Source organism: Paenibacillus sp. FSL H8-0259 (genome assembly GCF_037963255.1).
In the GTDB taxonomy this organism is placed as follows: domain Bacteria; phylum Bacillota; class Bacilli; order Paenibacillales; family Paenibacillaceae; genus Paenibacillus_AQ; species Paenibacillus_AQ phytohabitans.
In genome coordinates, this window is record NZ_CP150147.1 from 2,039,314 (window position 1) to 2,064,956 (window position 25,643).

The 25,643-nt window shown below is 53.2% G+C and carries 23 protein-coding genes; 18 read left to right on the forward strand and 5 right to left on the reverse strand.

The features are described 5' to 3' along the window. Nucleotides 1-22 precede the first annotated feature (22 nt). The 7 genes from NSU01_RS08735 (at nucleotide 23) to NSU01_RS08765 (ending at nucleotide 8,305) form a co-directional block, all read left to right on the forward strand. Nucleotides 23-1,633, forward strand: a complete 1,611-nt coding sequence (locus NSU01_RS08735; protein WP_076242548.1) for a GAF domain-containing hybrid sensor histidine kinase/response regulator — start codon at nucleotides 23-25, stop codon at nucleotides 1,631-1,633. Nucleotides 1,634-1,688: 55 nt separating this feature from the next. Next, nucleotides 1,689-2,357 (forward strand): SGNH/GDSL hydrolase family protein, encoded by a 669-nt coding sequence (locus NSU01_RS08740; RefSeq protein ID WP_076242549.1) that lies wholly within the window; start codon nucleotides 1,689-1,691, stop codon nucleotides 2,355-2,357. 353 nt (nucleotides 2,358-2,710) lie between these two features. Beyond that, a complete protein-coding gene (locus tag NSU01_RS08745) occupies nucleotides 2,711-3,157 on the forward strand; it encodes a hypothetical protein (protein WP_076242550.1) in 447 nt (148 codons plus the stop codon). A 146-nt stretch (nucleotides 3,158-3,303) separates the two neighbouring features. Continuing rightward, the gene (locus NSU01_RS08750) at nucleotides 3,304-3,489 is read left to right on the forward strand and encodes a hypothetical protein (protein ID WP_218639428.1); all 186 of its coding nucleotides are present in this window, start codon (nucleotides 3,304-3,306) and stop codon (nucleotides 3,487-3,489) included. A gap of 595 nt (nucleotides 3,490-4,084) precedes the next feature. Next, nucleotides 4,085-5,839, forward strand: a complete 1,755-nt coding sequence (locus tag NSU01_RS08755) for a sensor histidine kinase (RefSeq protein ID WP_076242552.1) — start codon at nucleotides 4,085-4,087, stop codon at nucleotides 5,837-5,839. Beyond that, entirely contained in the window at nucleotides 5,829-7,466 is a 1,638-nt protein-coding gene (locus tag NSU01_RS08760) for a response regulator (protein ID WP_042134864.1), read from the forward strand. Before NSU01_RS08755 ends, NSU01_RS08760 begins: the two co-directional genes overlap by 11 nt. After that, nucleotides 7,463-8,305 carry an AraC family transcriptional regulator gene (locus tag NSU01_RS08765; protein ID WP_076242553.1) on the forward strand — a complete coding sequence of 281 codons (843 nt, stop codon included), beginning with the start codon at nucleotides 7,463-7,465 and terminating at the stop codon, nucleotides 8,303-8,305. Before NSU01_RS08760 ends, NSU01_RS08765 begins: the two co-directional genes overlap by 4 nt. Here NSU01_RS08765 and NSU01_RS08770 read toward each other — a convergent pair. Then, nucleotides 8,302-9,807 carry an FAD-dependent oxidoreductase gene (locus NSU01_RS08770; protein ID WP_076242554.1) on the reverse strand — a complete coding sequence of 502 codons (1,506 nt, stop codon included), beginning with the start codon at nucleotides 9,805-9,807 and terminating at the stop codon, nucleotides 8,302-8,304. The two genes, NSU01_RS08765 and NSU01_RS08770, sit on opposite strands and share 4 nt — an antisense overlap. A gap of 231 nt (nucleotides 9,808-10,038) precedes the next feature. Here NSU01_RS08770 and NSU01_RS08775 point away from each other — a divergent pair, with 231 nt between their 5' ends. From NSU01_RS08775 to NSU01_RS08810, 8 genes are all read left to right on the forward strand, one after another. Further along, nucleotides 10,039-11,292 carry a hypothetical protein gene (locus NSU01_RS08775; RefSeq protein ID WP_076242555.1) on the forward strand — a complete coding sequence of 418 codons (1,254 nt, stop codon included), beginning with the start codon at nucleotides 10,039-10,041 and terminating at the stop codon, nucleotides 11,290-11,292. Nucleotides 11,293-11,407: 115 nt separating this feature from the next. Then, on the forward strand, nucleotides 11,408-12,829 hold the full coding sequence (locus NSU01_RS08780; protein WP_076242836.1) for an extracellular solute-binding protein: 1,422 nt from the start codon (nucleotides 11,408-11,410) through the stop codon (nucleotides 12,827-12,829). A gap of 69 nt (nucleotides 12,830-12,898) precedes the next feature. After that, complete coding sequence (locus NSU01_RS08785; RefSeq protein ID WP_042134871.1) at nucleotides 12,899-13,798, forward strand: sugar ABC transporter permease; 900 nt, start codon at nucleotides 12,899-12,901, stop codon at nucleotides 13,796-13,798. Between the two features lie 13 nt (nucleotides 13,799-13,811). After that, on the forward strand, nucleotides 13,812-14,714 hold the full coding sequence (locus tag NSU01_RS08790) for a carbohydrate ABC transporter permease (protein ID WP_042134873.1): 903 nt from the start codon (nucleotides 13,812-13,814) through the stop codon (nucleotides 14,712-14,714). Between the two features lie 36 nt (nucleotides 14,715-14,750). Continuing rightward, entirely contained in the window at nucleotides 14,751-15,761 is a 1,011-nt protein-coding gene (locus NSU01_RS08795; protein ID WP_081969888.1) for a glycoside hydrolase family 130 protein, read from the forward strand. Nucleotides 15,762-15,819: 58 nt separating this feature from the next. Further along, nucleotides 15,820-17,211, forward strand: a complete 1,392-nt coding sequence (locus NSU01_RS08800; protein ID WP_042140878.1) for an FAD-dependent oxidoreductase — start codon at nucleotides 15,820-15,822, stop codon at nucleotides 17,209-17,211. Next, the gene (locus NSU01_RS08805) at nucleotides 17,208-18,206 is read left to right on the forward strand and encodes an SGNH/GDSL hydrolase family protein (protein ID WP_076242556.1); all 999 of its coding nucleotides are present in this window, start codon (nucleotides 17,208-17,210) and stop codon (nucleotides 18,204-18,206) included. Before NSU01_RS08800 ends, NSU01_RS08805 begins: the two co-directional genes overlap by 4 nt. A gap of 851 nt (nucleotides 18,207-19,057) precedes the next feature. Further along, nucleotides 19,058-19,825, forward strand: a complete 768-nt coding sequence (locus tag NSU01_RS08810; protein WP_076242557.1) for a nucleotidyltransferase domain-containing protein — start codon at nucleotides 19,058-19,060, stop codon at nucleotides 19,823-19,825. Between the two features lie 328 nt (nucleotides 19,826-20,153). Here the strand turns inward: NSU01_RS08810 and NSU01_RS08815 are convergent, their stop codons facing one another. From NSU01_RS08815 to NSU01_RS08825, 3 genes are all read right to left on the reverse strand, one after another. Then, nucleotides 20,154-21,359, reverse strand: coding sequence for an ROK family protein (locus NSU01_RS08815; RefSeq protein WP_076242558.1), 1,206 nt, complete (start codon nucleotides 21,357-21,359; stop codon nucleotides 20,154-20,156). A 126-nt stretch (nucleotides 21,360-21,485) separates the two neighbouring features. Continuing rightward, nucleotides 21,486-22,298 carry an ABC transporter permease subunit gene (locus NSU01_RS08820; RefSeq protein WP_042134885.1) on the reverse strand — a complete coding sequence of 271 codons (813 nt, stop codon included), beginning with the start codon at nucleotides 22,296-22,298 and terminating at the stop codon, nucleotides 21,486-21,488. Then, the gene (locus NSU01_RS08825; RefSeq protein ID WP_076242559.1) at nucleotides 22,295-23,182 is read right to left on the reverse strand and encodes an ABC transporter ATP-binding protein; all 888 of its coding nucleotides are present in this window, start codon (nucleotides 23,180-23,182) and stop codon (nucleotides 22,295-22,297) included. The genes NSU01_RS08820 and NSU01_RS08825 overlap by 4 nt, the downstream gene beginning before the upstream one ends. A gap of 175 nt (nucleotides 23,183-23,357) precedes the next feature. On the opposite strand from NSU01_RS08825, the gene NSU01_RS08830 reads away from it, so the two are divergent. Next, on the forward strand, nucleotides 23,358-23,957 hold the full coding sequence (locus NSU01_RS08830; protein ID WP_076242560.1) for a TetR/AcrR family transcriptional regulator: 600 nt from the start codon (nucleotides 23,358-23,360) through the stop codon (nucleotides 23,955-23,957). Nucleotides 23,958-24,024: 67 nt separating this feature from the next. Here the strand turns inward: NSU01_RS08830 and NSU01_RS08835 are convergent, their stop codons facing one another. After that, nucleotides 24,025-24,480, reverse strand: coding sequence for a CBS domain-containing protein (locus tag NSU01_RS08835; RefSeq protein ID WP_039309990.1), 456 nt, complete (start codon nucleotides 24,478-24,480; stop codon nucleotides 24,025-24,027). Nucleotides 24,481-24,598: 118 nt separating this feature from the next. Between NSU01_RS08835 and NSU01_RS08840 the strand changes: the two genes are divergently transcribed. After that, the gene (locus NSU01_RS08840; protein WP_042134892.1) at nucleotides 24,599-25,033 is read left to right on the forward strand and encodes a MarR family transcriptional regulator; all 435 of its coding nucleotides are present in this window, start codon (nucleotides 24,599-24,601) and stop codon (nucleotides 25,031-25,033) included. Nucleotides 25,034-25,115: 82 nt separating this feature from the next. Continuing rightward, on the forward strand, nucleotides 25,116-25,583 hold the full coding sequence (locus NSU01_RS08845) for a MarR family winged helix-turn-helix transcriptional regulator (protein WP_042134894.1): 468 nt from the start codon (nucleotides 25,116-25,118) through the stop codon (nucleotides 25,581-25,583). Nucleotides 25,584-25,643: the final 60 nt, after the last annotated feature.

Below are 25,643 nucleotides of genomic sequence, written 5' to 3' on the forward strand. Positions count from 1 at the left end.
TTTGGAATGGAGTTCTAGAAAGATGATGGAGAAGATGAATACCCGGAGTCCGGTCATTTGCAATTTAGAGGATGCTGCAGACCGGATGATTGAACTGCTAAGCCAGATTTTTACGTCAAATACGATTATGATTACGATTCACGGTTTAGGCTTGGTTCCCCTGCTGCGGACCTTCAACCGGGAAGCGCCTATCATGAAGGAGGAGGACAATTTCGCCCTTCTTGATCCTATTCGCAGTCTGGTTATTCTTAATGACAATAAGCCGACACTGGTCGCTGACACGCATAATCATCCCGGGTCCACTGCCCTTGAATTTATACATGCACGGGGCATACACTCGTTCATTGGCGTTCCTCTGATCACGGAGCAAGGGGAGTCTGTGGGGACGATCTGTCTGATGGACCCTGCAGCCGGCCTGCATACGAAGGAAGACCTGGATATAATAAGCGCCATGGCCTATTTTTTCACCTATATTATGAATTTGGAACGAAAAGTTGAATTCATAGAACGGCAGAGCCAATCCAAGCTGGACCTGTTTGCCATGCTCAGTCATGAAATCCGCACCCCGATGAACGGCATTATCGGCATGACCGATCTGATGATGACGACTGAAATGGACGAGCAGCAGCAGTATTACATGGAGATCATTGAGTCGAGTAATGCCAAGCTGCTGCAATTTTTGAATGATGTTCTGGATTTCAGCAAGATGGAAGCGGGCAAGCTGGTCATTGAAAAGGAACCGTTTGATATTATTACCGCACTGGAGGAGAGCGTCTATTTGTTCTCCACCAAGGCTTTTGAGAAAAATCTGGAAGTCATTCTGAATGTGGATTCGGAAATTCCCCTGTATGTTCTGGGTGATGCCCCCAAGGTACGCCAGATCATCATGAATATAGTAAGCAACGCCCTGAAGTTCACCCACGCCGGGGAAATCCTTATCGAGCTGAAATCGTTGCCTGTCCGCGGTGAAGAAATAGGGATAAGGATTACGGTGCAGGATTCTGGAATAGGTATTGCGGAAGACAAACTGAAGCTGCTGTTCAACAAATATACCCAGGTTCACCAGAGCAGCGAGCTTCATCATTACGGAGGCACCGGACTGGGACTGGCAATCTGCAGACAACTGGTGGAGCTGATGGGGGGAGAGATCTCCGTTGAGAGCCGGGAAGGGGTAGGGACGAAGCTGGAAGTCACTCTGTATCTCGAAAAATATACAAGCCTGCCCTCGATTCCCTTCGAGAAAGATGTGCTTGACGCAATTAAAATCCTGGTTGTTGATGATAATCAGACCAGCCTGCATGTCATCTCTTCGGTACTAGAGGACTGGAGTGTGGCAGTTACTTCCGCCGAGACTGCCAAGCAGGCAATGGACTTTTTGGCAGCTAACAACGATTATGATCTGATCCTTATGGACAAGGATATTGCGGGCACAGAGGCTACAGAGATTGCCAAGCAAATGCGTCAGCTTGCTCCGGACAGGAAGCTGCCCATAATTCTGCTTGCTCCCCTGGGAACGAATCTGGACGAGGAGACCAAAGCGCAGTTCGCCTCCATCATTATCAAGCCCATCCGCAAGGTGCATCTGCTCAATAACATATTGGCTTTGCTGAAGCACAGTAAGCCGGAATCCTAATTGCGCTTTCTCCTGATATAATTGAATCAAATTATAAGGCGAAAGGTGAGTATACATGTCTATATCCATTTCCGGAGCTAACAAGGTATTTCTGTTTCAAGGGGATTCCATTACAGATGGCAACCGTGACCGGGGCAATGATCTTAACCATATCCTCGGGCACGGCTATGCATACATAGTTGGCAGCAAATTAGGCAATGAGCTGGCGGAGCAGCGGCCGGTATTCCATAACCGCGGGGTGAGCGGAGACCGGATCTCCGATCTGTATGCGCGCTGGAATGAGGATGCGATCTATCTGCAGCCGGATGTGCTCAGTATCCTGGTCGGGGTTAATGATATCTGGAGAACGATGATGGGCGACCCGGGCGGCATCACGGACCGCTTCGAACGCGCTTACCGCCATGTACTGGAAGAGACACGCGAAGTGCTGCCGCAGACCCGGCTTGTACTCTGCGAGCCCTTTCTCCTGAAGGTAGGGGCACCGGCAGAGAATTGGCCGGAATGGCTGAAGATCCTGACTCATTATCAGGAGGTTGTCCGCAGCCTTGCGGAGGAGTTCGAGGCTGTGCATGTACCGCTTCAGGACGTTTTTGAGGCGGCCGCAGCAAGAACGGATGCCGTATACTGGGTCTGGGACGGTGTGCATCCAACGGCGGCCGGGCATGATCTGATCGCTGCAGAGTGGCTGAGAATTGTGGGGCAGAGCGGGATTCTGCAAGGGTAAGCCAGCCCATTCTCAGCTCCTCTTAGATAAATTCGGATTACAGTGACAACAGAAATAAGAGTAACACCAGTAAAGGCAAGAGTAAGAGTAAAAGTAAAGTAACAGTAAAAGCAAAAGTAAAGTAAAGTAAAAGCAATTGTAGGGTATTTGCAGCAAAGTATACAAATACCGCAGCACTAGAGCCTGTTTGAAGCCGGGATGTTACCGGAATTCAAGCGGGCTTTTTGGTTAGGTTACTGTAGGGAATCATGAGTTTCGCCTGTTGCGGATAAGTTTCATTGGGATGTGGAGCGGATCTGCCAGTCAAAGGGATAAATCCTTCTGAAGCCGCCGAAAGCGGGAGGCAGACGGGAATGAGGGGCATTAGTGCCCCTGAATTCGCCGAAAGCGGGTGGCAGGCGGGAATGAGGGGCAAAAGTGCCCCTGAATCTGCCGAAAGTGGGCAGCAGGCGGGAATGAGGGGCATTAGTGCCCCTGAACCTGCCGAAAGCGGGCGGCAGGCGGGAATGAGGGGCAAAAGTGCCCCTGAATCCGCCGAAAGCGGGCAGCAGGCGGGAATGAGGGGCAAAAGTGCCCCTGAATCCGCCGAGAGCGGGCGGCAGGCGGGAATGAAGGGAAAAAGTGCCCCTGAATCTGCCGAAAGTGGGCAGCAGGAGGAAATGAGGGGCAAAAGTACACTTGATTTCACCGGCGGCTGCCCGGAAGTAGTCTGTCTGGAGTGGCGTGGCGTGGCGTGGGTGGCCTTAATCTACTTAAGCTGCACAGGCTCCATCAACTCCATCAACTCCATAATTTTATAAGCTCCAGCTCAATTTGCCTTGCGGGTGATTTTTTTTCTTTGCCGGGCAGAAGCTGGCGAAATAAGCTAGTTACTAGTTACTAGTTACTTGTTGCTTGCTGGTTATTGGCTACTGGGTGCTGGCTGTTGCTTGCTGGTTGTTGGCTGTTGGTTGCTGATAGTTGGCTGCTGATTGTTGGCCGTTGCTTGTTGCTTGCTGGTTATTGGCTGCTGGTTGCTGGCTGGCTGCTGTTTGCTGTTTGCTATTTGCTGGCTGTTGCTTGCTGGTTGTTGGCTGTTGGTTGTTGGTTGCTGGAGCAGGTAAGCGTACCGTCAGCAGATGAAGCGGACTGAAAAGACCCTATTTTCCGGAAAACCCCTTTTCTGAGGTTTAAGCGGACTGAGAATCAGCTATTTTGTTCATTTGGGCATGAATTGGGCGGCGGGCCCATTAATGGAATCTGAGTCCGCTTAGCCAGCAAATCTGCCAGATTTGGGCAAATAGCGGATTTTCAGTCCGTTTGATTAGTTGGTTGTCCGGGCAGATGGGCTTTGATAAGCTCCGCCAAGCACTTGCAGAGAACATGCGGAAGTGCTAACATGCAAATCCGCTTCAGCCATAAAACCTCATACATTAGGGTGCCAACTCGACTTTATTTTTCAGAAAGAGGCTGCCTGCCGAAAGGAGAGGGAGAAATCCCTCTGAATCCGGCTGGGACGGGGAACTGGTGGAATGGGCGGGAACAATTCCCTCGAATCGGGTTGGAGCGGAGGAAATCCCCTCGAATCAGATTGGAGCGGGGAAATTGGTTCCCCTCCCCTTGTACATACGGTAAATCCATGCTCCGCATACGGTGATTTCACTGTATCTTAAGCCGCTTATTGCCCGGCCCCGGGTCCGGGTGACATAATCGAAGAGCAGGCATGTACAGAGGAAGGCGTGAAGAACTTGGACTATTTCCGGAAGCAATCGTTCCGCAGTAAATTAAAAACCGCATTCCTGGCTGTGATTCTCCTCTCTGTGCTGATGACCGGTGGACTGTCCTATTCCATCTCGGCGGCGATCCTGGAGAAGAATGCGCTGAAGCTCACCCAGGATACCGTCGTCAAATCGGCACAGATCATCGACGAGAAGCTGAACAAGCTGACACTGATTATGATGACCTTTATGATCAGCCAGCCTTTTCACGATATGATGAGGGATGTCGTCTCCGGGGACACAGGCAGATATTATACCCATCTGAATGATCTTGATAACGTTTTCTCGCAGGCGCGGATTGCCGAGCCGCTGATTCAGTCCATCTATGTGTCCACGCCGATCGGGGAGTTCTACCCGTCGTCGATGAACCGCAACCGGCTGACGGAATTCAAGGATACGTTTCTATATGAGCGCATTGAACAGGAGAAGAAGAACCTGTGGGTCGAGGGCCATGAGGATATGCTGTTCTCCGGCAAGGACCGGGTGATCTCACTGATTCTGGATCCCATATTCGATACTCCGGTCAGCGGTGTCTATATCGTAGTCAATATCCGCGAAGACGGCTTCCGCAAGCTGGTAAGCGGAGGTACCGGGGGCGGGGCGCGCAGCTTCCTGCTGAACGCTTCAGGTGAGCCTGTGTATTCTGTGAAGGACCCGCTGGTCCGGCAGGCGGTGGAGGGCAGTCATCTGACCGGTAGGATCAGCAGCAGCCGGGATCTCAGCAATACGTTCAGGCTGGGCGGTGAATCCTATCTGCTGAACTATGCCCATCTGGGCATCGCAGATTGGACGATGACCACAATCCAGTCCAAAGCCAGCGTGCTGAAGGATATGATCTATGTCAAGTGGATGCTTGTGGTGGTGGCCCTCGCCGCCTTTACAGTCACAATGATGGTATCCGGCGCATTTACCCGTTATCTGCTGAGGCCGCTGCAGGGGCTGATGAAGGTGATGAAAAAGGTGGAAAGCAACGATCTGACCGCCCGGTTCGAGAGCAGCAGCGGGGATGAGCTGGCTCAGGTCGGTATCCGGTTCAACCGGATGCTTGAGCAGATTGTGGTGCTGATCGGTGAAGTCACCGAGGCAGAGACGAATAAACGCTCGGCGGAGATCAAGGCGCTGTCGGCGCAGATGGACCCCCACTTCCTGTACAACACGCTGAATACGATCTACTGGAAGCTGAATCTGAAGCAGGTGGAGCAGTCGCAGCGAATGGTAGTGTCACTGTCCCGGCTGTTTCAGCTGGGGCTGAATAAGGGGCAGGAAATCACCACGCTGTCCAAGGAGCTGGAGCATGTCCGCCAGTATCTGGAGCTGCAGTGCAGCTGCTATGAAGGGTTGTTCCGTTATGAAATCCACGTAGAGGATGAAGCGCTGAATACACTCCCTATTCCGCGCATTCTGCTGCAGCCGCTGGTGGAGAACAGCATCCTGCATGGTTTCTGCGATCTGGAGAGCGGCGGAGTGATTGATATAGAGATATTGGATGAGGGAGAACGCTGGTGCCTTACTGTCCGCGACAATGGAGCAGGCATGGAGGAGGATCAGGTCCGTGCGCTGTTCTGGCGGGAATCCGATAAGGGGTATGCCGTGTCCAATCTGATCTGCAGGCTGCAGCTGTATTACGGGGACGGTGCGGTGTTCCGGGTGGACAGCGGGCCAGGCAAGGGAACGGCGGTCATCATTTCTTTACCCAAGAGAGAGGAGCATCAGGATGGACGATAATGGTGTGATCAGCTTGTGCATTATAGACGATATCAAAAGCGTAGTCGCAGGACTCACCTGCATGAATTGGGCGCAGCAGGGTATCCGGGTGACGGGTACGGCAGCCAACGGGGAGGATGGGCTGGACATGATCTCGGAGCTGCGCCCGGATCTTGTCATTACGGATATACGGATGCCGAGGATGGATGGACTGTCCATGCTGCGGGCCGTGCTGGAACGCCACCGGGACTGTAAGGTGATTCTGATCAGCGGCTATGCCGATTTTGAATATGCGCAGCAGGCTGTCCAGCTTGGTGCTTTTGACTTCGTCGTCAAGCCGTTTACGGAAGAGGATATTATGACGGCGGTGCTGCGGGCGAAGGCGGAGATTATGGAAGAACGGTCGAAGCTGCTTACCCTGCGGGAGATGGAAAAAAGATTGCGGGAGAGTCTGCCGGTGCTGCGGCAGGAATATTTCGCCCTGCTGGTCAGCCACCGTACAGCTTGGGAGCAGGCGGCGGCCCGCTGGGAATTCCTGAATATCGATCTGAACCCGCAGGGGTTTGTGGTAATGCTGCTTGAGATCGATCACTTTCAGGAGCGGGCAGCCGAGCTGTCCATCCGCGAGGTGGAGCTGATCCGCTTCTCGCTGCTCAATATCACGCAGGAGACGATTGCCGAATATGCGCGCTGCGTAGTCTTCCGCGCCAGACATAACCGCTATCTGGCGGTTATGAATGATTGCAGCGCGGTCAGTGCAGTGGAGATTGCGGAACGCTGCTGCCGGAATATTGAACGCTACACCAAGTTCACCGTATCGGTCGGGGTCGGAGGCAGGGTGGAGGAGACGAGTGAGTTGCCTGATTCCTATCTGCAGGCCAATCGGGCGCTGGCCTATCATCTGTTCACAGAAGGCAATGCAGCCATCCGCTATGACGATATTCTCCCGGCCGGCAGCCAGGAGCCGCTGTCCCTGGAATACAAGGACGAGCTGCTGCTGGCGCTGCGCTCCGGCAATGCCGGCAAGGCAGAGGCTATTCTGGAGGATATCTCGACAAGCCTCCAGAGTCTGGTCTCCCGGCAGAATCCGGACTATCTGCTCAGCCTGTACGATGAGCTGGCTGCCTCGGCGATCCGGAGCTTCTATGAGCTGATTCCTTATGCGGATATCCAGCCGCTGATCCAGAGGTTCAGGGCTGTTCAGGGAACAGCCGGACTGCCGCTGGCTTCTCTCCAGCGGCAGCTGCTGGAGTTATGCGTGGAAGGGGCCGCACTGGTGCGCAAGAACAGCCTGTCCGAGGGGCAGAAGGTCATCTATGCCTCACTCGATTATATTCAGAGCCATCTCTCTGAGGATATAACGGTAGGGGATTGCGCCGCTCACGTCCATCTCAGCGCGAGCTACTACTCCAGTCTTTTTAAGAAGGTGACCGGTATGACGGTCACCCAGTATGTGACCATGGAGAAGATCCAGAAGGCCAAAGCGCTGCTGGTAGAAGGGATGCCGGTGCAGGAGGTCGCCCTTGCAGCAGGTTACGAGGAGCGGCGGTATTTCAGCGAAATGTTCAAGAAGATCACCGGGCAGACACCTTCGGAATTCAGGGCAGGCTATCATCCTGACCGTCCGGAGGAGAAACCTTACCGATGACGAAGCCAGATCCGCAACGTTCCGGCGTCATTTATGCTAATTATTTCGCACACACGAAGCCCCACTCCGTTAAGTACGAAGAGGGGCTGACCTACTATCTGTTCCGGTTTCAGGCGGAAGGTACCTGCCGGGCGCTGGTGGCGGGCAATTACGAGACCATCATCCCCGGAGACCTGCTCATTTATCCTCCCGGTCAGCCCTACGGACTAAACGTTCAGCCCCGAAGCGTAACGGCATCGGGTGAGACTCAGCCTGCTTCGGACTATTTCCTGGCCGGCAAGGGGGAGTGGCTGGACTCGTGGTGGGCTAACACAAGCCTGCCCGTAAAAACGAATATCGGTTTTGACGATACGGTGCTTACGCTATGGAAGCATATCATCAGCGAGAAGAAAAAAATGATGCAAAACCTGGACGAGATCATGGACTATCTTCTGAGAACGTTTTGCCTGACCCTGGAGCATGTGATTGGGGTCAATCCGCGCACCAAGGGAGTGGATACCGCGTACAAGCTTAAGTTATTCATAGACAACCATGCCCATGAACCGCTTAGCCTGGAGCAGATATCGGCCTCGGCCGGGTTAAGTGTGTCCCGCTGCTCCTATCTGTTCAAGGCTGCATTTGGCCAATCCATGTTCGCCTACTGTATCAGCGTCAGACTGAAGCTTGCGCAGCAGCAGGTGCTGTACAGTGGTCTGACGCTTGAACAGATTGCCGACAAAACGGGCTTCCAGAGCTATGCCCATTTCTGCCGGATGTTTCGGGGACACTTTGAACATTCTCCGGGAGAATACCGGCGCAAATTCGGGTTCCGGTTCCATCCGGATGGATGCACAGATTAGACGTCTGTATACAAAACCTGATTTTCTTGAAGCAGGATGGAATGCAGCTTCTCCACCTCTACATTCTGAACAATCCCGTCCGCATCAAGCGCCAGCGCGGCAGCCGCAGCAGCCGATTGCCCCAGGATCATGAAGACTGGCTCCATACGGATCGAGCCGTAGGCTGCATGGGTAGCAGATACACATACCGGTACGATCAGATTGGTGCATTCCGTCCGTTTCGGCACAACCGCCCGGTAGCTGATCGGGTAAGGCGCAGCCAGCCTCACATAGAATCCGCCCTCTGTGCTTACATGACCGTCTTCGTTCACATAGTATTGGGTGTGGTGCGAGTCCATGGCGAAGGAGCCCATTCCGATGGAATCGGGCACCGGGTTGTCCAGTCTGACATCATGCTCAGTAACCACATAATCGCCGATCATTCTGCGGGATTCCCTGATATATAATTGGGGCGTCCAGTGGCCGCTGTCCGTGAATTCATCAAGCGGCAGCCCCCACGGCTTGTAGACCGCCCGGATGTCCTCCGGCACCCGCGGATGATTCTGCAGAGTCCAGACATAACCTTGCTGATAGATGCGGTGGGCCTCCCATATTGCTTCTCTTGCCGGATAATCCGCCTCCGCATAGCTATGGTTCATTCCATTGTAATCCGTTGAAATGCCGCTATTGTTATTGGAGTCCGTCTTCTCTGCAGTAACCCGGTTTAATTTGAAGAAACGGGAGCGCTGTCCCTGCTCAATGGCCCGGAACAGAATTTCATAATCGGCCTCGTTATACCCCTCAGGCTTTCCAATCTCCAGGCGGTTGCCGGGCTTGTCCGTCAGGCACATGCGGAAGTTATATGCCTGAAGCTTGTTGTCACCGTCACCGATGCCGCCGCCGCGGGTAGCATTGACACGCGGAAGCAAGCCGCTTGAAGGTACTCCTTTAATGATATAGGGATCAATACCGGCTGGAAGCTCATTCAGCTCGTCGCCGGGCTGAATACCGTTTAGCGTCTCTCCGTAAGCTGAATTCGGCTCCCGGCCGACAGTATAGGATACACCCGATTTGCCCATCAGATCGCCTTCATACGTAGCGTCAATAAACATCCTGCCCCTATAGATGTTCCCCGATTCCATGCGTATAGAAGTGATTGTCGTGCCTTGTCTGGTCACCCCCTCCTGAAGCTCAAGCCTATCACCGCAGACAACTTCGATTTGGTGTTCGGCTACCAGGTCCTGCAATACTTCGAGCGCCACCTTGGGTTCGAACAGCCAGCGTGCCCCGTCCTGATTATATTTCCGGGCTATCCGCCGGTAGAATTCCAGGGCCAGGCCGCCGACCGCCTGCTTCATTCCCACATCCGTATCTCCCAGACCTCCGCTGGTCAAGCCCCCAATACGCTGTCCCTGCTCGATTACCACCACGGTTTTGCCCATTTTTGCGGCTTGGACAGCAGCTGTAATCCCTGCAGCGGTTCCGCCGTAAATGACAATATCATACACTTGTTCCCGGTTCATAGTATGCCTCCTAATGCCTGATTTCACCTGCAGAAATTATCATAACCGCTGGCCGGCCAGGCGGGAATGATGGATCTTCCTTTTTGATTTGACGGATCTTACTGTTTTCATCCGGAAGCTGTTTTTAGAGCAAAAGGCTTTTGAAATCAGGGGTTTCGTATGATAAGGTGATTCCTGAAAAACGGGAAACGCCCTTATCGTATGATGTATAACAGGAGGAACTATGAAACTATGAAACCGAAGAAACCGAAATTCCGCTATTTGGACAAACCGGCTCTTGAGCCTGTACCAGGCTGTGATTGGGCGGATAAAATGGTGTTGAATCCGGCTATTATTAAAGACCCTGATTCTGATGAAATCCATATGCTATTCCGGGCCACCGGACCATGGACGCACAAAAGAAGAGAGGGCTGTCATGATCCGTATCCGATTTTTCTGGGTTATGCGTGCAGCAGGGATGCGGGAGAAACCTGGGAGGCGGACTTCTCTAGACCCGCTCTGGCGCCCGCACTGGGGTATGAGGAGCACGAGCTGTACATCACGGATATTTACGGAAATGAAGTGCGGAATTATGCCAATGGCTGTGTGGAGGACCCGCGTATCTTTTATGTCGAAGAGGAGTTATACGTCACGGTGGCCTGCCGGCCGTTTCCCCCTGGCCCCTATTGGCTCAGCAGCCAGCAGCCTCCGGTGCAGACGCGGTTTGAATATGTTCCCGATTGGATTTTTGCCGGAGATGAGGCAGACCCGTTCATTCAATCGGCCCGGGCCAATGACACCGTCAGTGTGCTCTACAAGCTTAATCTGGATAAGCTGAAGCAGGGTGAATATGAAAGCGCTTTTCAGTATGTAGGTCCGCTCACTGAGGGACAGGTCAGCGACAACCGCGACGTGTTTTTGTTTCCCCGGAAAATGAAGATTGCCGGTAAAATGCAATATCTTATGCTGCACCGGCCGATGAATGTCCTCCCCTTTGAAGGGGGAGAGAAGGCGGGTAAGCCATCGATTTATATGGCAGCAGCGGAATCCATAGCGGATTTGGCCTCGCCCAAAGCGGTGCACAGACTGCTGACTTATCCGGTCTTTGATTGGGAGGAGAACCGGGTAGGCGCCAGCTGGCCGCCGATAGCCTTGGGGAATAGAGAGTGGCTGGTACCCTATCACGCGAAGAAAAATGTACAGTTCGGGTACACGCAATCCTTCATGATCCTCAGGGAGCAGGATAATGATTTCCCGGCTGTTATTCACCGGTGCTCCGACCGTCTGATGTATGCCGAGCGGGATTGGGAAATGCCGGAGGATTACCCGACACCTTGCCTGTTTACGACCGGAGGCATTGTCTTGGGCGATGATTTAATCATGTCTTATGGCGCGGCAGATCAGAAGGCGGGGATATCGTGGGTTAATTTTGAAGAATTGCTGGCGTATATCCGGAAATACGATGAGGCTGGAAATCTGGCCGGACAAGGAACATCCAGTAGATAAGAACCATTGATTTCTGTCCCTAGAGAGTGAGTCTGCCGTACTCCTTTTGCGGGGGAGGGGGCTTATAATAAAAAACGAGCTCACAATACAAATGTTAATCAAAGGGGTAGAATGTATGCAGAAAAAATGGTTGGGTCTCAGCTTGAGCCTTATGCTGGCGGCAGGAATCGCAGGCTGCGGCGGCGGGAACAGCAACAAGGGTGCGGCAACTGAAGCACCTGAAGCGGGTACGGCAGCTCCAGCAGCAACGGCTGCTGCTGGCGGCAATACTGCCACAAGCGAGCCTGTACAGCTTAAATACTGGACGGACGACCGTCATGACCAGGAATATATCAAAGAGCTGATCAACAAGTTCAATGAGACGAACGGCGAGAATATCCAGGTGGAGCTGACGGTGATGTCCGAGAACTACGCGCAGAGCGTCGATATCGCTTTTACCAGCAATCAGGCACCGGATCTGCTCCGTCTGAAGAGCGGCAATACAGCCGAATTTGTCAAAAAAGGATATCTGGCACCGATTGACGGTTATCTTACCGATGACATCAAAACGAAATTCAGCAGCGTAATCATCGACAATGTTAACCGTTTTGACGGCAAGGTGTACTCATTAGCTAATACCGGCCTCACCTTGCGCCTGATCTACAACAAGGACCTTTTTGCTAAAGCGGGTATTGACAATCCTCCGGTATCGCTGCAGGAAATGGTCGATGATGCCCGCAAAATTACCGAAGCCGGCAAATCCGAAGGTGTCTATGGCTTCGCGCTGAATTTCAAAAGTCCGAAATCGGCTTTTGACCGTTCGATCCGGGAGATTCTGTCCTTGAGCGGCTATCAGGGACTCGGCTTTGACCTGAAGACAGGGCAGTTTGATTTCGCACCTTACTCGCAGACCATCGAGTACTTCAAGCAGATGTATGAAGACGGCAGCATTCTGCCAGGTGCAGAGACACTGGACATCGACCCGCTGCGCGCCCAGTTTGCGGCAGGCAAAATCGGGATGTACCTCTCCTTCTCGACAGAGCCGGGCGTGTATCAGGACCAGTTCCCGACTGAAATCAACTGGGCGGGTGCCCTGGCTCCAACACTGGATGGACAGATTAAAGGAACCTCTGAAATCGTATCCGCCGGTACCTGGCTCGGCATCAGTGCCAAATCAGCGCATCAGGAGGCGGCCTGGAAATTCATGCAATACATGTACGGTGACGATATTCTGAAGACGTATCATGAGAAGGGCTTCGGGATTGCCGTAGTGCCAACCATTGTAGAACAGGCCAACAATCCCGAAATTAACGGCATGGAAGGGTTCCTGGTCGGCGAGCATGACTCGCTCTGGCCTGCAGTGCCAAGTGTTACTCCTGAGGGCTCTACCTATGCGGATGCTTTCTTCAAATATATCCTTGCAGGCGGAGACGCCAAGGCCATTACTGAAGATTTGAACACAAGATACAATGCCGCCTTGACCAAAGCTGTAGAAAAGGGCGAGGTTACCGTTACGCCGGACCCTGCCTTTGATCCGCTGAAACCGCAGGGAGAATAACAGGTTAGGAAGGGGCTTGTACGGGATTCCCGGCGCAGCCCCTTTGCTTTCCCCGAAGGAGGACAACATATGATTTACAAATGGAGAAGGCTCGGGGAGAATTCCCTGTTCCTTGCGCCAAGCATTATTCTGACGATTACCCTTGGCATCTATCCGCTGTTCTGGATGCTGCGCTATATGTTCTATGATTATGCCGGATATGGCGAGGCACTGTTCATCGGGCTGGACAATTTCCGCCGGCTGCTGCGGGACGCCCTGTTCTGGGAATCGGTCCGCAATACCTTTGTCTTTGCCGGAGGCAAGCTGCTGCTGACCCTGCCGCTGTCCCTGCTGCTGGCGGTTATTTTGAATGGCAAACTGCGCGGGTCTAATCTGCTCAGGGGCATCTATTTCATGCCGACCGTGATCAGTACGGCAGTGATCTCCGTTGTTTTTTATAACATCTTCAATTCATATAACGGGATGGTTAACACGGTTCTGATGAAGCTGCACCTGGTCTCACAGCCGATTGACTGGCTTGGTCCGAAGCATGCGATGCTGACGGTAATTATCGTGGCGGTCTGGGGCGCGGTCGGCAACTATATGCTGCTCTTTCTCGCCGGGCTGCAGAGTATTCCGCAGGATCTGTACGAGAGCGCGGCCATTGACGGGGCGAACGCCGGAAGACGCTTCTGGAATATTACGCTTCCGATGCTGGCTCCGGTTGCCCAGATGGTCATTATGCTGGCGATTATCGCTTCCCTGAAGGGCTATGAGAGCATCATGGTCATTACAGAAGGCGGACCGATCGGCAAAACCGAGGTCATGTATCTCTATCTCTACAAGCTGTTGTTCCCTGTATCCACCGGTTCGCCGGTAGCGCAGCAGCTGGGCTACGGCAGTGCCGTGGGCTTCGCCTCCGCCGTGATTGTCGGAGCGGTTACCGGACTGTATTTCTTCTTCAGCCGCAAAATGAACAAGGTGTATTAGGAGGTTGATTCAAATGAACGAACATGTGATATCCAAGCAGCCGGCCGGGCTGAAGCAGTCCGTCCCCCGGGAGCCCGGCGGCCATGCCGGAAGAATAGCGGTCCGGACGGTGATGTGGCTGTTCCTGCTGGCAACAGCGCTCCTGACCCTGTTTCCGCTGCTGATGACGCTGGCAGGCTCGCTGAAGACAGGGGCAGAAATGATGACCGGCGGCAGCCTGCTTCCGGCGAAGCTGCAATTCGCCAACTATGCGGAAGCCTGGAAACAGGCCAACTTCGCCCGCTATACCTGGAACAGTGCTTTTATGAGTGTAATGGTTACGGTGGGGACGCTGCTGGTAGCCTCAATGGCCGCCTATGTGGTGGACCGGCGTGAGTTCCCCGGCAAACGGATATATGTCACGGTGCAGGCGTCCATGATGTTCATCTCGGTTGGTGCGATTGTGCTGCGCCCGCAGTTCGATCTGATGGTTGCGCTGCATTTGAATACGACGCTGTGGGGAGTCATACTGATTCTGGTCAGTGCCCATTCCAGTACCTTCTTCATGCTACAGGGCTTCTTCAAAGCGATTCCGAGAGAGCTGGATGAGGCTGCCATGGTCGACGGCTCCGGCTTCATCCGCACCTTCTTCCGCATCATTCTGCCGCTGCTGACTCCCGGCCTTGGTGTAGCCGGATTATTCGCTTTCCGCCATTCCTGGAACGAATACATCCTGCCGCTGGTATTCACGATGACCAATCCGAAGCTGCAGACGCTGACTGTCGGGCTGGCGAATCTCCGCTACGGCTCCTCGGCCGCGATGCAGATCCATCTGATGATGGCCGGGGCCTGCCTGTCCATCCTGCCGATGCTGCTGGCGTATATTCTGGCCAATAAAACCTTCATCCAGGTTACGGCCGGTTCGGTGAAAGGGTAGCTATAATCTTGTATGTGCAAAGGAGAATCTTCCATAATGAACGATCTGACGATAGGAACACTTACCTCAAGTCCGGTGATGGTCCGGCATCCGCTTAACCCCATTCTGAAGCCTGCGGATGTCCCGTACGGGCCGGCCATGGTCTTCAACGCCGGAGTGACGAAATTCAAGGGCAGATATGTTATGGTATTCCGCAATGACTACGGGGATCAGAGTAAGGGGATCGTCGCTCCCCACCATACAACGAATCTGGGACTCGCCTTCAGCGACGACGGAGTAAGCTGGGAGGTGCAGCCGGAGCCGTGCTGGTCCTGGCATGATGAGGAAGTGGTCCGGGTGTATGATCCGCGCCTGACCGTGATTGGCGAACGCTGCTATCTGTGCTTCGCGGTCGATACGCTTCACGGCCTGCGCGGCGGGATCGCCGTGACGGACGATTTCCGCTCCTTCGAGGTGCTGAGCCTGTCGCTGCCGGATAACCGCAATATGGTGCTGTTCCCGGAGAAGATCGGCGGCAAATATGTCAGGCTTGAGCGTCCGCTGCCGGTCTACAGCAGGGGAGGACTGGACCGCTTTGACATGTGGATGAGTGATTCCCCGGACCTGAAGTATTGGGGGAGTCACAAGCTGCTGCTGGCTGTCGAGAATGTGGCGTATGCCAATGACAAGGTGGGTCCCGGCGCCCCTCCCCTTAAGACGGACAAGGGCTGGCTGACGACATTCCATGCCGTGGATCTTGACCGCAGCCGGGGCAAGAACGGCTGGGAAGACAGCTGGAAGAAGCGCTATACCGCCGGGATTATGCTGCTTGATCTTGAAGATCCGGGCCGGATCATCGGCCGGGCGGCAGCGCCGCTGCTGGCACCGGAGGCGCTGTATGAGACCTCGGGCGGGTTCCGCAACGATGTGATTTTTCCCGGCGGGATGATCCTGGAGGATTCCGGGGAGGTCAAAATTTATTACGGTGCTGCGGATACGGTGGAATGCCTGGCGACTGCGCATGTAGATGACCTGCTCCGGCTGTGTCTGGAGAAGGGGACTGAATAACTAAACCGGCCTTACAAGGAGGACGATTATGAATCAGGAACATATGAATTACGGAGATATGAATTACGGACAGATTACCCTGCCATCTGCAGCTGTGCCGGTCTCCCGCGAGGTAGATGTGCTGGTGATCGGCGGCGGGGCGGCGGGCATTGCTGCCGCTATCTCCGCTGCCGAAGGCGGTGCAAGCACCATGATCGTGGAGCAGCGGGGTTATTTTGGCGGCATGGGGACTGTAGCGCTTGTACCTGCCTTCTGTCCCTACACGGACAAGGTCAAGCCGATTATCCGCGGCCTCGGCCTGAAGCTGATGGAGCGGATGAAGCAGGCCTGCGCGCCTGGCTATCAGGAGGAATACCGCGAAATGCTGGACTGGGTGCCGATTGATCCTGAGGTACTTAAGCGCGTCTATGACGATGCCATTCTTGAGAGCGGTGTGACGCCGCTGTTCCATACCTTTGTCTACGATGTTGTGCTGTCCCCGGATGGACAGAGTATCGAGGGCGTGATTATTGTCAATAAATCGGGTCGGTCTTTCATCCGCTGCCGGTATATTATCGACTGCACGGGTGACGGGGATATCGCTGCCCTGTCGGGCGTTCCGTTCCAGAAAGGCGGCGGGGAAGGGGAGCTTCAGCCGGGCAGCATGTGTTATCTGCTGGCGAATGTGGACCGCAAGGAGTTCAGCCGGTTCCTGGAAGAAACGGGGGATACGGGGCAGCTGCACCGGACGGTTGAGCAGGCTATGGCTGAAGGGGCACTGCCGGAAGGCCGCAAGTCCATTTCCGGCCTGGCCTGGGTGAGTGATTATCTGGTCGGGGTCAACTTCGGCCATGTGTTCGGGGTAGACGGAACGAAGGCCGAGGAGCTTACGCGCGGAGCCATCGAAGGCCGCCGGACCGTGCTGCGGCAACTGGAATTCTTCCGCAAGTATGTGCCGGGCTTCGGGGCGGCACATCTGGTGGCGAGCGGTGAGCAGCTTGGCATCCGGGAGACGCGGCGGATTCAGGGCGATTACATGCTGACCGTAGACGACTTCATTGCGGCGCGTTCCTTCCCGGATGATATCGCCCGCAATGCCTATTACATTGATATCCACCTGGCTACCAGCAAGAGTGATATGACCTTCAATCATCTGCCGCCGGGCGTCTCCCACGGCGTGCCTTACAGGGTCATGCTTCCCGTAGGCATCCGCAATCTGTGGGTGGCCGGACGCTCCGTGTCCTCGGACCGGGCGGTTCAAGGCTCCCTGCGGGTGATGCCGAACTGCTTCTCGATGGGCCAGGCCTGCGGAACGGCAGCATCGCTGGCGCTCCGGGATGGCGCGGATTCCCGCAGCATCTCGATCCCTGAGCTTCAGCAGCGTCTGCTGGATCAGGATGTATGGCTCGGGGAGGGTTTCGTTCCGGGCACCGGGGCGGCGGACAGCAGGGAAGCGGGGGAAGGGCATTGAAGAACCTTCCTCTGACGGATGAGTGGTTCCACGGCGCAGTTTCACTGGAGCACCGGGAGGAGGGGATCAAGCCCTGGCGTATTCCTTACCGGGATTATGAGTTGTATCCGCCGGACGGGATCGATGGCAAGGCGGAAATCTGCTCCGGTATCCGGCTGCGGCTGGCCACCGGCTCCAAGGCACTGGCCTTGTCGTTCAGTCCGCTTGCGGAGGCTGCCGCACTGGACTGTCTTATTGGCGGCGTGCTGTTCCAGAAGCTCCGACTTGCTGCGGGCGGCACGGAAGCCTTATTCACCGGGCTTCCGCCCGGTATGAAGGAGCTGGAAGTCTATCTGCCGCAGAATACCGGCATTACACTGAGCGGCTTGCGGATCGAAGATGAGGCGGCTGCTGAACCGCTGCCGGATCACCGGCCAAGGTGGATCACCTATGGAAGCTCCATCACCCAGTGTGTGGCAGCATCCAGCCCTTCGCGCACCTGGCCGGTCATTGCCGCCGGGGAGTGCGGCTATCATCTGACCAATCTCGGCTTCTCCGGCAACTGCCTGATGGAGCCGATGGCGGGCCGGCTGATCCGGGATTTGCCGGCTGAACTGATTACCTTGTGCGTAGGAGTCAATATATATGGTGCAGTAGCCTCCAGCCCGCGGATGTTCAAGCCGCTGCTGATCGGCATGCTCGAGACGATCCGTGAGAAGCACAAGGAGACGCCACTGGCCGTCATCTCTCCGATCTACGGGACGGAGCGGGAGACGGAGGAGAACAAGCTCGGCTTCACCCTGCCGCTCATGCGGCGGCAGATCGTAGAGACAGTGAAGCGGCTGCAGGAGCGGGGAGACCGCCATCTGCATTACCTGGATGGCCTGGAATGGTTCGGCCCGGAAGATGGGGAGCTGCTCACGGATGGCCTGCATCCGGGAGCCGAAGGCTACGAGCTGCTGGGAAGCCGTTTCGGCAGCAGGCTGGCGGCAGCGCTTCAGGTGGGGCGGGTGTAGCCAGGCGATGGAGCGCCTGAGCGGATTCATTGGGCGAGTATAACAGCAGGTGAAAGACAACTATAAAAGGCAGCAGCCTTCCCGGTTAAGGGATGGCTGCTGCCTTTCCTGTTGTATAGGAAATTCTGATATATGTCAGTTGTGGACAAATAAGTCCCTTGGAATTAGGAGCAGATCCGTAATCCCATTGAATCTCCTGGTAAGCGGGCCAAAGGTTGGCTAATGTACGCGAAAAATCGAACACAATGTGCTACTGTGAAGGTAACCGGAGCAAATGTATGCGAAAAACCGAACACAATGTGCTATCGCGAAGGTAATCAGGCCTAATGTATGCGGAAAATCGAATACAATGAGCTACTGTGAAGGTAACCGGGTCCAATGTATGCGAAAAACCGAACACAATGTGCTATCGCGAAGGTAATCAGGCCTAATGTATGCGAAAAACCGAACACAATCGCAATGAGCTATCGCGAAGGTAACCGGACCAAATGTATGCGAAAAACCGAACGCAATGAGCTATCGCGAAGGTAACTGGACCAAATGTATGCGAAAAGTCGAATAGATTTTATCCTTGTTAAGGCAATTGCATCATTTGTCGCTTGAACAATTGCTGATCACTCACACCTGCCAATGAAGCGGACTGAGAGGACGCTATATCTCCCAAAAGCCACTTTATGAGGCTGAAGCTAAAGTTCTAGACTGAGAAAGTAAAGTATTAGACTGGCAATACTTCATTAAGCGAACGGGCAGGATAGTTGAATGATTACGCGAATAACTTAAGTCATGACGAATTTACGAAGTTAGCAAAAAGATGTTAGCCGAAAGAAGTTCTTAGTTTAGGAGGAGTCTATATGATATTAGAAAAAGTTATAAATAGAATTGTAATACAAAGTGAATATAAGGATTTTGTTGATAAGTATATAGATAATATACTTACCGAATATAAAGATAAGATTCATAGCATTTATATGTGTGGTTCGATTCCAAAAGGAACTGCTAAACCTTTTAAGTCAGATGCAGACTTTACTATTGTATGTGTAAATCCCAAAGATATTGATTACGAAAGATTGTCAAATATTAAAGACAGGCTTTTGGAAGAATATCCAGTAGTAACTAAGATTGATACGACAATTTGCCCGATTGACGATGTATTAAGTAAACCAAATGAGTGGGGTTTTTGGGTAAAGATAATTTGTGTTTGCATATATGGTCATGACGTTGGTGAAAAAGTGCCACCGATAATTATTTCTCCAGAGTTCATTTTAGACTTAAATACAGAGACCAAGGAGGAAGTAGCTCGTATACATAGTTCACTTTCTAATGCTAGTGATAACACAATGAAAGCTAGATATATTAAAGGTTACTCTAAGAGATTAATTCGTGCATTATACTCTTTGGTTATAGAAGATACAGGTGTATGGCAAGATGACATTTTTAAGATGAAGAATGCCATATTAAACTATTGTGAGATTGACTCCGCTTTAGTTGATTATCTGTATGCTTGTTACTTGGATAGTAATGTACTTGTTGAAGAGTTTCTGGGAGTTGCAGATGAAGTATATAGCTATTTTGAGAACGCCTTAAATGCAATGGCTGCTTCCAGAACTTCCTTCGGCTAAAACCATATTGACGCTCCGGGTCACTCTGAGAAGCGAGTGACCACATCCAGCCCCCTAAGCCCGTCGGGACGTCACTGCGTTAGGTGTTCGGCAAGCCTCACAGCTATAAGCAGCGACTCTAATTAAAACATAAGACGATTAAGCTAACCGGAAACGTTAGTCGAACGACAACAGCGGCAGTCTAAGACTTTATTTATCAAGTCTTAGACTGCCGCTGCTTTTATTAATGGATCAGTCTAAGACTTTATTTTCACCGAACAACCGGTACGTTGACTATCGATGCGTAAGAGTGATTACTGGGGCATTAGAGTGATACCGGCACTGTTCCCTAGTTCGTCAACTGGTGCAGCACCATAGCGCAAGCGCCTGCTGCGACCGAGCGTTCACCCAGTCTGCTGCGGGTGAAGCGGACGTTATACTGCTCGCGGTAATAGGTCCGCTCAAGGGCGATCCGGGTCGCCTCCTGATAGAAATCATCGGCCGCGAGGAATAGCGGGCCGCCGAGGATGACTTCCTCGGGATGGAGGATATTGATCAGATTGGCCAGCCCGATGCCGCAGTAGACAGCCATCTCGTGGAACAACCGGACAACCTCGGGATCACGGGCATGGAGCGCTTCTATTAGATGGGCGAATTCCAGCTGTTCTGCACTCTCGGCCAGGCTGCGGAGCAGCTCGCTGCTGCCCAGCCGCCAGACTTCACGCGCCTGTCTCTCCAGGGTGTGGATGGACACATAGCTCTCCCACGCACCGGCGTTGCCGCCGGGAATATGCGGCGGCAGCCCGGAGCCTTCGATGATCATCTGTCCGACAGCCCCCTCGGTATCAATCATGCCATAGAGCAGCCGTCCATCATTCATGATGGCGGAGCGCAGGCCGATTCCGGCATGGAGGTAGAGCAGATGATGCTGCATCCGGTTACTGCTGGCCCAGTATTCGCCCAGCAGAGCCGTATTGGCTCCATTGTCCAGATATACCGGCACAGCCAGCCGCTGTTCCAGCAGCTCCTTAATATGTACCTGAGACCAGCCCGGCGCAGTGAATCGTGCCGGATTCAGGATAACTCCGGCCTGGCGGTCCAGCGGGCCGACTGCGCCGATGCCAAGTCCCGCGACCCGGCCAAGATCAATGGAGGCTGCAGCTAGCATCTGCAGTGCCTGACTATGTAAGGATTCCATCAGATGCTCCGGGGTAAGGGCGGTATCCATGTTCCAGGTATATTCGCCCAGCAGCTGCAGATGAAAGTCCATCAATACGAGCTTGGCATGGGTACGGGAGATCTCCAGTCCCAGCAGATAGGCATAGGCCGGATTAGTCTCATACAGGGTGGGGCGGCGGCCTCCGGTAGATTCGCCGAAGCCGACTTCAACCAGCAGCTCCAGGGACAGCAATTCATCCAGTATGCGTGTTAACGTGCTTATGGTCAGTCCGCTTTCGTCCAGCAGACTTTGTTTGGAGACGGTGCCGTGTTTTCTTACAGTGAAATAGATTTCCCTGGCTTTGGGATTGGCGATAAGTTCATGAATAAGCAGCAAAGACGGTTCTCTCCTTATGAATATACTAAACCTGATGAATAGACAAGACCTGCTTTTACAATGACACAAAAAGCAAGGTGCCGCAACTACCCCAAGGAGAGAATAGACTTGCAGGGTTCCATCCGGTTATAGCGGTAAATCCCGCCGTCTGAACAGCTGTATGCCGATCGTGAAACAGGCCAGCCCGATCATCAGCAGCCAGATGGAGACCTCTGCCCAGGCTGCTGTTCCCTGGACAATCTCGCCGGGACGGTAGAAGCTGAATAGGGTGAAGAAGCGCAGCACATCCAGCTTATCACTGATTTTGCCGAGAATATCGAGGGTGAAGAACCCGAAAGTGACCGCCCCGGAGATTCCGAGCGCCTTCTTCTCGTCATTGCAGGCACAGGAGACCAGGAAGCAGAATCCGCCGATGGCGAAGAACAGCAGAAATGCCACCAGGTTAAGCTGGCTGAACCGGGCAATTCCGAACTCGTAGCCGCTGCCGAGGAACCAGGCTTTGCCTGCGAAGCCGGATAGTGTGGTCACAGCCATTATGATGAACAGGGAGGTAACCAGCACCATCGCCTGGGTGATGGCCACCTTGCTCCGTGTTGTCGGTGTAGCCAGCAGGTAGGCCATCGAGCCGCGGTCCACAAGTTTGGCTACCAGCTGTGTGGACATCTGTACGCAGACTATAGCCAGAATCAGGACGAGAATCAGCCCGTAATATTCGCCCGAGATGAAGCCCTCCGCGCTTGAGAAGCCGTTATTCAGCCCGAAGGCCTTGCCTACGCCTTCCGGCATCGCCTGCACCAGATCGTTCAGCGCCTTCGTGTTATCTGCCAGGCCGGGGTAGAGCCAGATCATGAACAGAATATAAAAAGCCGAGCCCCCGGCGTAATTCATAATCCCCCGCAGGTTGACACGCATCATTTCCTTATATAGGGCCAGATTCATTGCACCTTCGCCTCCCGGTCATAATAGTCCATGAAGATGTCCTCCAGGTTCTGGGTAAAGATATCCATGCTGCGGACCGGATATTTCGCAAGCTCAGCGGTGAACGGATTATAATTGCCTTGCACGGCAATCCTCACCCGGTTGCCTGCGATAGAATCTATTATCAGGCCGGAGGCGGCGAACCGCTGTGCGTCTTCCGGGGTCTCGAATAGGATTTCAAACAGCTTGCGCTGCATGGATTGCAGCTCATGAATATTCTTCACAGCGACGATGCTGCCGTCTTTGATAATCGCTGCGCGGTCGCAGGTCCGTTCAATCTCCTGAAAGCTGTGTGAGGACATCAGGAAGGTGGTTCCGGCTGCTTTTTCCTCCAGCACCAGCTGGGTGAAGATCTTCTGCATTAGCGGGTCCAGGCCGGAGGTAGGCTCATCGAGAATGATTACTTCGGGGCTGTGCATGAAGGCGGCGACAATGCCGACCTTCTGCTTCATGCCCTTGGACATTTTGCGGATCGGGGTGGCCGCATCAAACTGCAGGCGCCGGATTAGCATCTCCCGTTTGGCTGTGTCCTTCACGCCCTGCATGGAGGCCATGAACTGCAGGAAGCTTGCTCCGGTCATGCCGTCGATGAAGCTGATCTCGCCCGGCAGATAACCGGTATGGCGCTGCACCTGGCCCTGACCCTTCCAGGCATCGAGGCCATTGATAGTTACCGAGCCGCGGTCTGGACGCATGAAGCCCATAATATGCCGGATCGTTGTGGATTTGCCGGCGCCGTTGGGGCCGAGGAACCCGAATACCTCACCTTTATTCACGGTAAATGAGACATTGCGAATCCCCTTGCCGTTTGAAAATTGTTTCGTTAAACCTTCCACTTGCAGCATGCTGCCACCCCCGACAGAAAATAATGAAATAGTATTGAATGGATATTTCAGATGTTATAATAGTCCCAGGCTACGCCTAAGTCAATATAATTATGAAATGAAAACATTCATATATTTCATTATTTTTTCGGGTAGGGAAACAGCCCGGCTACAACGTCAAGTTAGGGTGAAGGAAATGAACGGTTTTGAGAAGCGGACGGCTCTAATCAAGGACAAAATCATGAAGACAACGATCTCCATGCTAAACACCTGGGAGCCGAAGCGGCTGAGAATTGCGGACATTGCCCGGGAAGCCGGCGTGTCACAGGTAACGATTTATAATTATTTCGGGAGCAAAGAGGCGCTGATTAGCGAATCTTTCAAGGATTTTATCCAGCAGGCTATTGATGAGTTCAGGGAGGAAATGAGGCGGCAGCAATCGCTCAAGGAACTGATTGCCTATAGCCTTTTTAAGGAGAAGGAGACCTATTCCAGTCTGCCTCCGGCGTCAATCAAGGAGATTATGGTTGATGATCAGGAGATGTACGTATATATTCAGCGGCAATATGAAGAGCAAATTGTACCGCTGATGGTACAGATGGTGGAAGAAGGCAAAGCCCGGGGAGAAATTTCGGATAAAGTGTCAGTGAAGGCGGTTCTGCTGACCATACAGTTATATATTAAGAGCTCGGGAGAGATGCTGGGCAGCCTGGCAGGGCATGAGGATAAGGATGCGTTTCTGGAGGAGCTTATTCACATCTTCTTCTATGGCTTATGCGGCCGGGAGCCGCAATAGACGCGGCGCCGGCAACAGTCCCGTAAGGCAGCTTGCATAGCAGAACACAGCAGAACACAGCAGCTGGCTAGAGCAGAGCCTTGAAGGAATGGCGGATCACATCGCCGCGGCTGATGATGCCGACCAGCACACGGTTACGCTCAACGGGGACCTTTTTGATCTGCTTTTTACCGAGAATGGTGGCGATCTGTTCAATGTCCTCTTCGTAGTGCACAGTGACCACCTTCTTCTTGGCGATGGCCATGACGTTCAGATTGAGCAGCTTGCGCGTCCGTTCTTCAAACTCATCATTATCCCCGACGAATACATTGATCTGGAAAAAAGAATCCACAATCAGATCCTCATGCCTGCCGATATAGCGCATAATATCTCCGTCGCTCAGATAAGCGACAATCTCATTCCGGTCATTGACTACAGGCATGCCGCTGATCCGGTGGGTGATGCATTTCTCAATAAAAGTCCGTACAGTGTCTTCCTGCTTGACCTTGTAGACCTGGCGGATCATGAACTCATGGGCTTTCATATAGGTTCCCCCTGAAAAGTATCTCATGCACAAATAAGTTGCATAATGAAAGTATATACTTGTATTATACAAGTGGAAAGAACGATGTCAATGAAGAAAGAGAAGAGGATGGGACTGCATGGAGAAACGTTCAATAGAGACGATAGAGCTGGAAATGGCGGTTCTTGTCCGCCGTCTGACCTCACTTACCACGTACAAAAAAATCGGCAATCTCGACCGGGCGGCCTACCTGCTGCTGCATCAGATTGCTTTCAATAACGGAACTGCCGGAGTGAAGATGCTCTCCGATGAATTCCAGCTGGATATCTCCACCGTCAGCAGGCAGGCAGCTGCACTGGAGAACAAGGGATATATCATCCGTGTACCGGACCCTGTGGATGGACGGGCCTATACATTGCAGATTACGGAGCTGGGCGGAGAAATTCTGGATGAGAACCGGCAGATGCGGCAGGAAATTATGGGCAAGCTGCTGGCGAACTGGTCGGATGAAGAGGGAGATTCCTTCGGGGAGCTGCTGCGGAAATTCAATGCGACCTTTCTGGAAGAGGATTAACCAGGGCAACGCCGTTTCCTGAGTGGAGGGTTTGGGCTATTTTGGGCTATACTTAAGTTAATAAAGCTTATGGGGTGTACCGATGAACGAAGATAAATATGAACATATTGATGATTTAATAGAGGCTTTTCAGCAGTTTGCCCGGATGAATTGGCGCAAGACGACGCTCTGGGGACTGAAGCCGAGTGAAATCCGTGTGCTGGTCTCGATCAAGAAGGGCATGGAGCAGGAAGGCAACAAGGGGCGGACGGTTTCCGATATCAGCAAGCTCCTCAAGGTGACTTCTCCGACGGTCACGCAGATGGTGAACAGCCTGATTGCCCAAGGGTACGCTGTGCGCACGCCGGATAGCCAGGACCGCAGAATCAGCGACATTACACTAACGGACAAGGGTGCGCATCTTGCCGATATGGCGGTGGCGAAATCCCGGGAGACCTTCCAGGGGATGATTGACCATCTCGGCAAAGAACGAAGTGAGACCTTAAGCGAATTGCTGAACGGGGTATACGAATATTTCGAGCAGCTGAATAGCCAGCAGAATGATTTCTGAACAGTAATATTGGGCATTGTATACAAAAAGAGATGTCCCGCAGCTGTAGCTGTTCCGGGA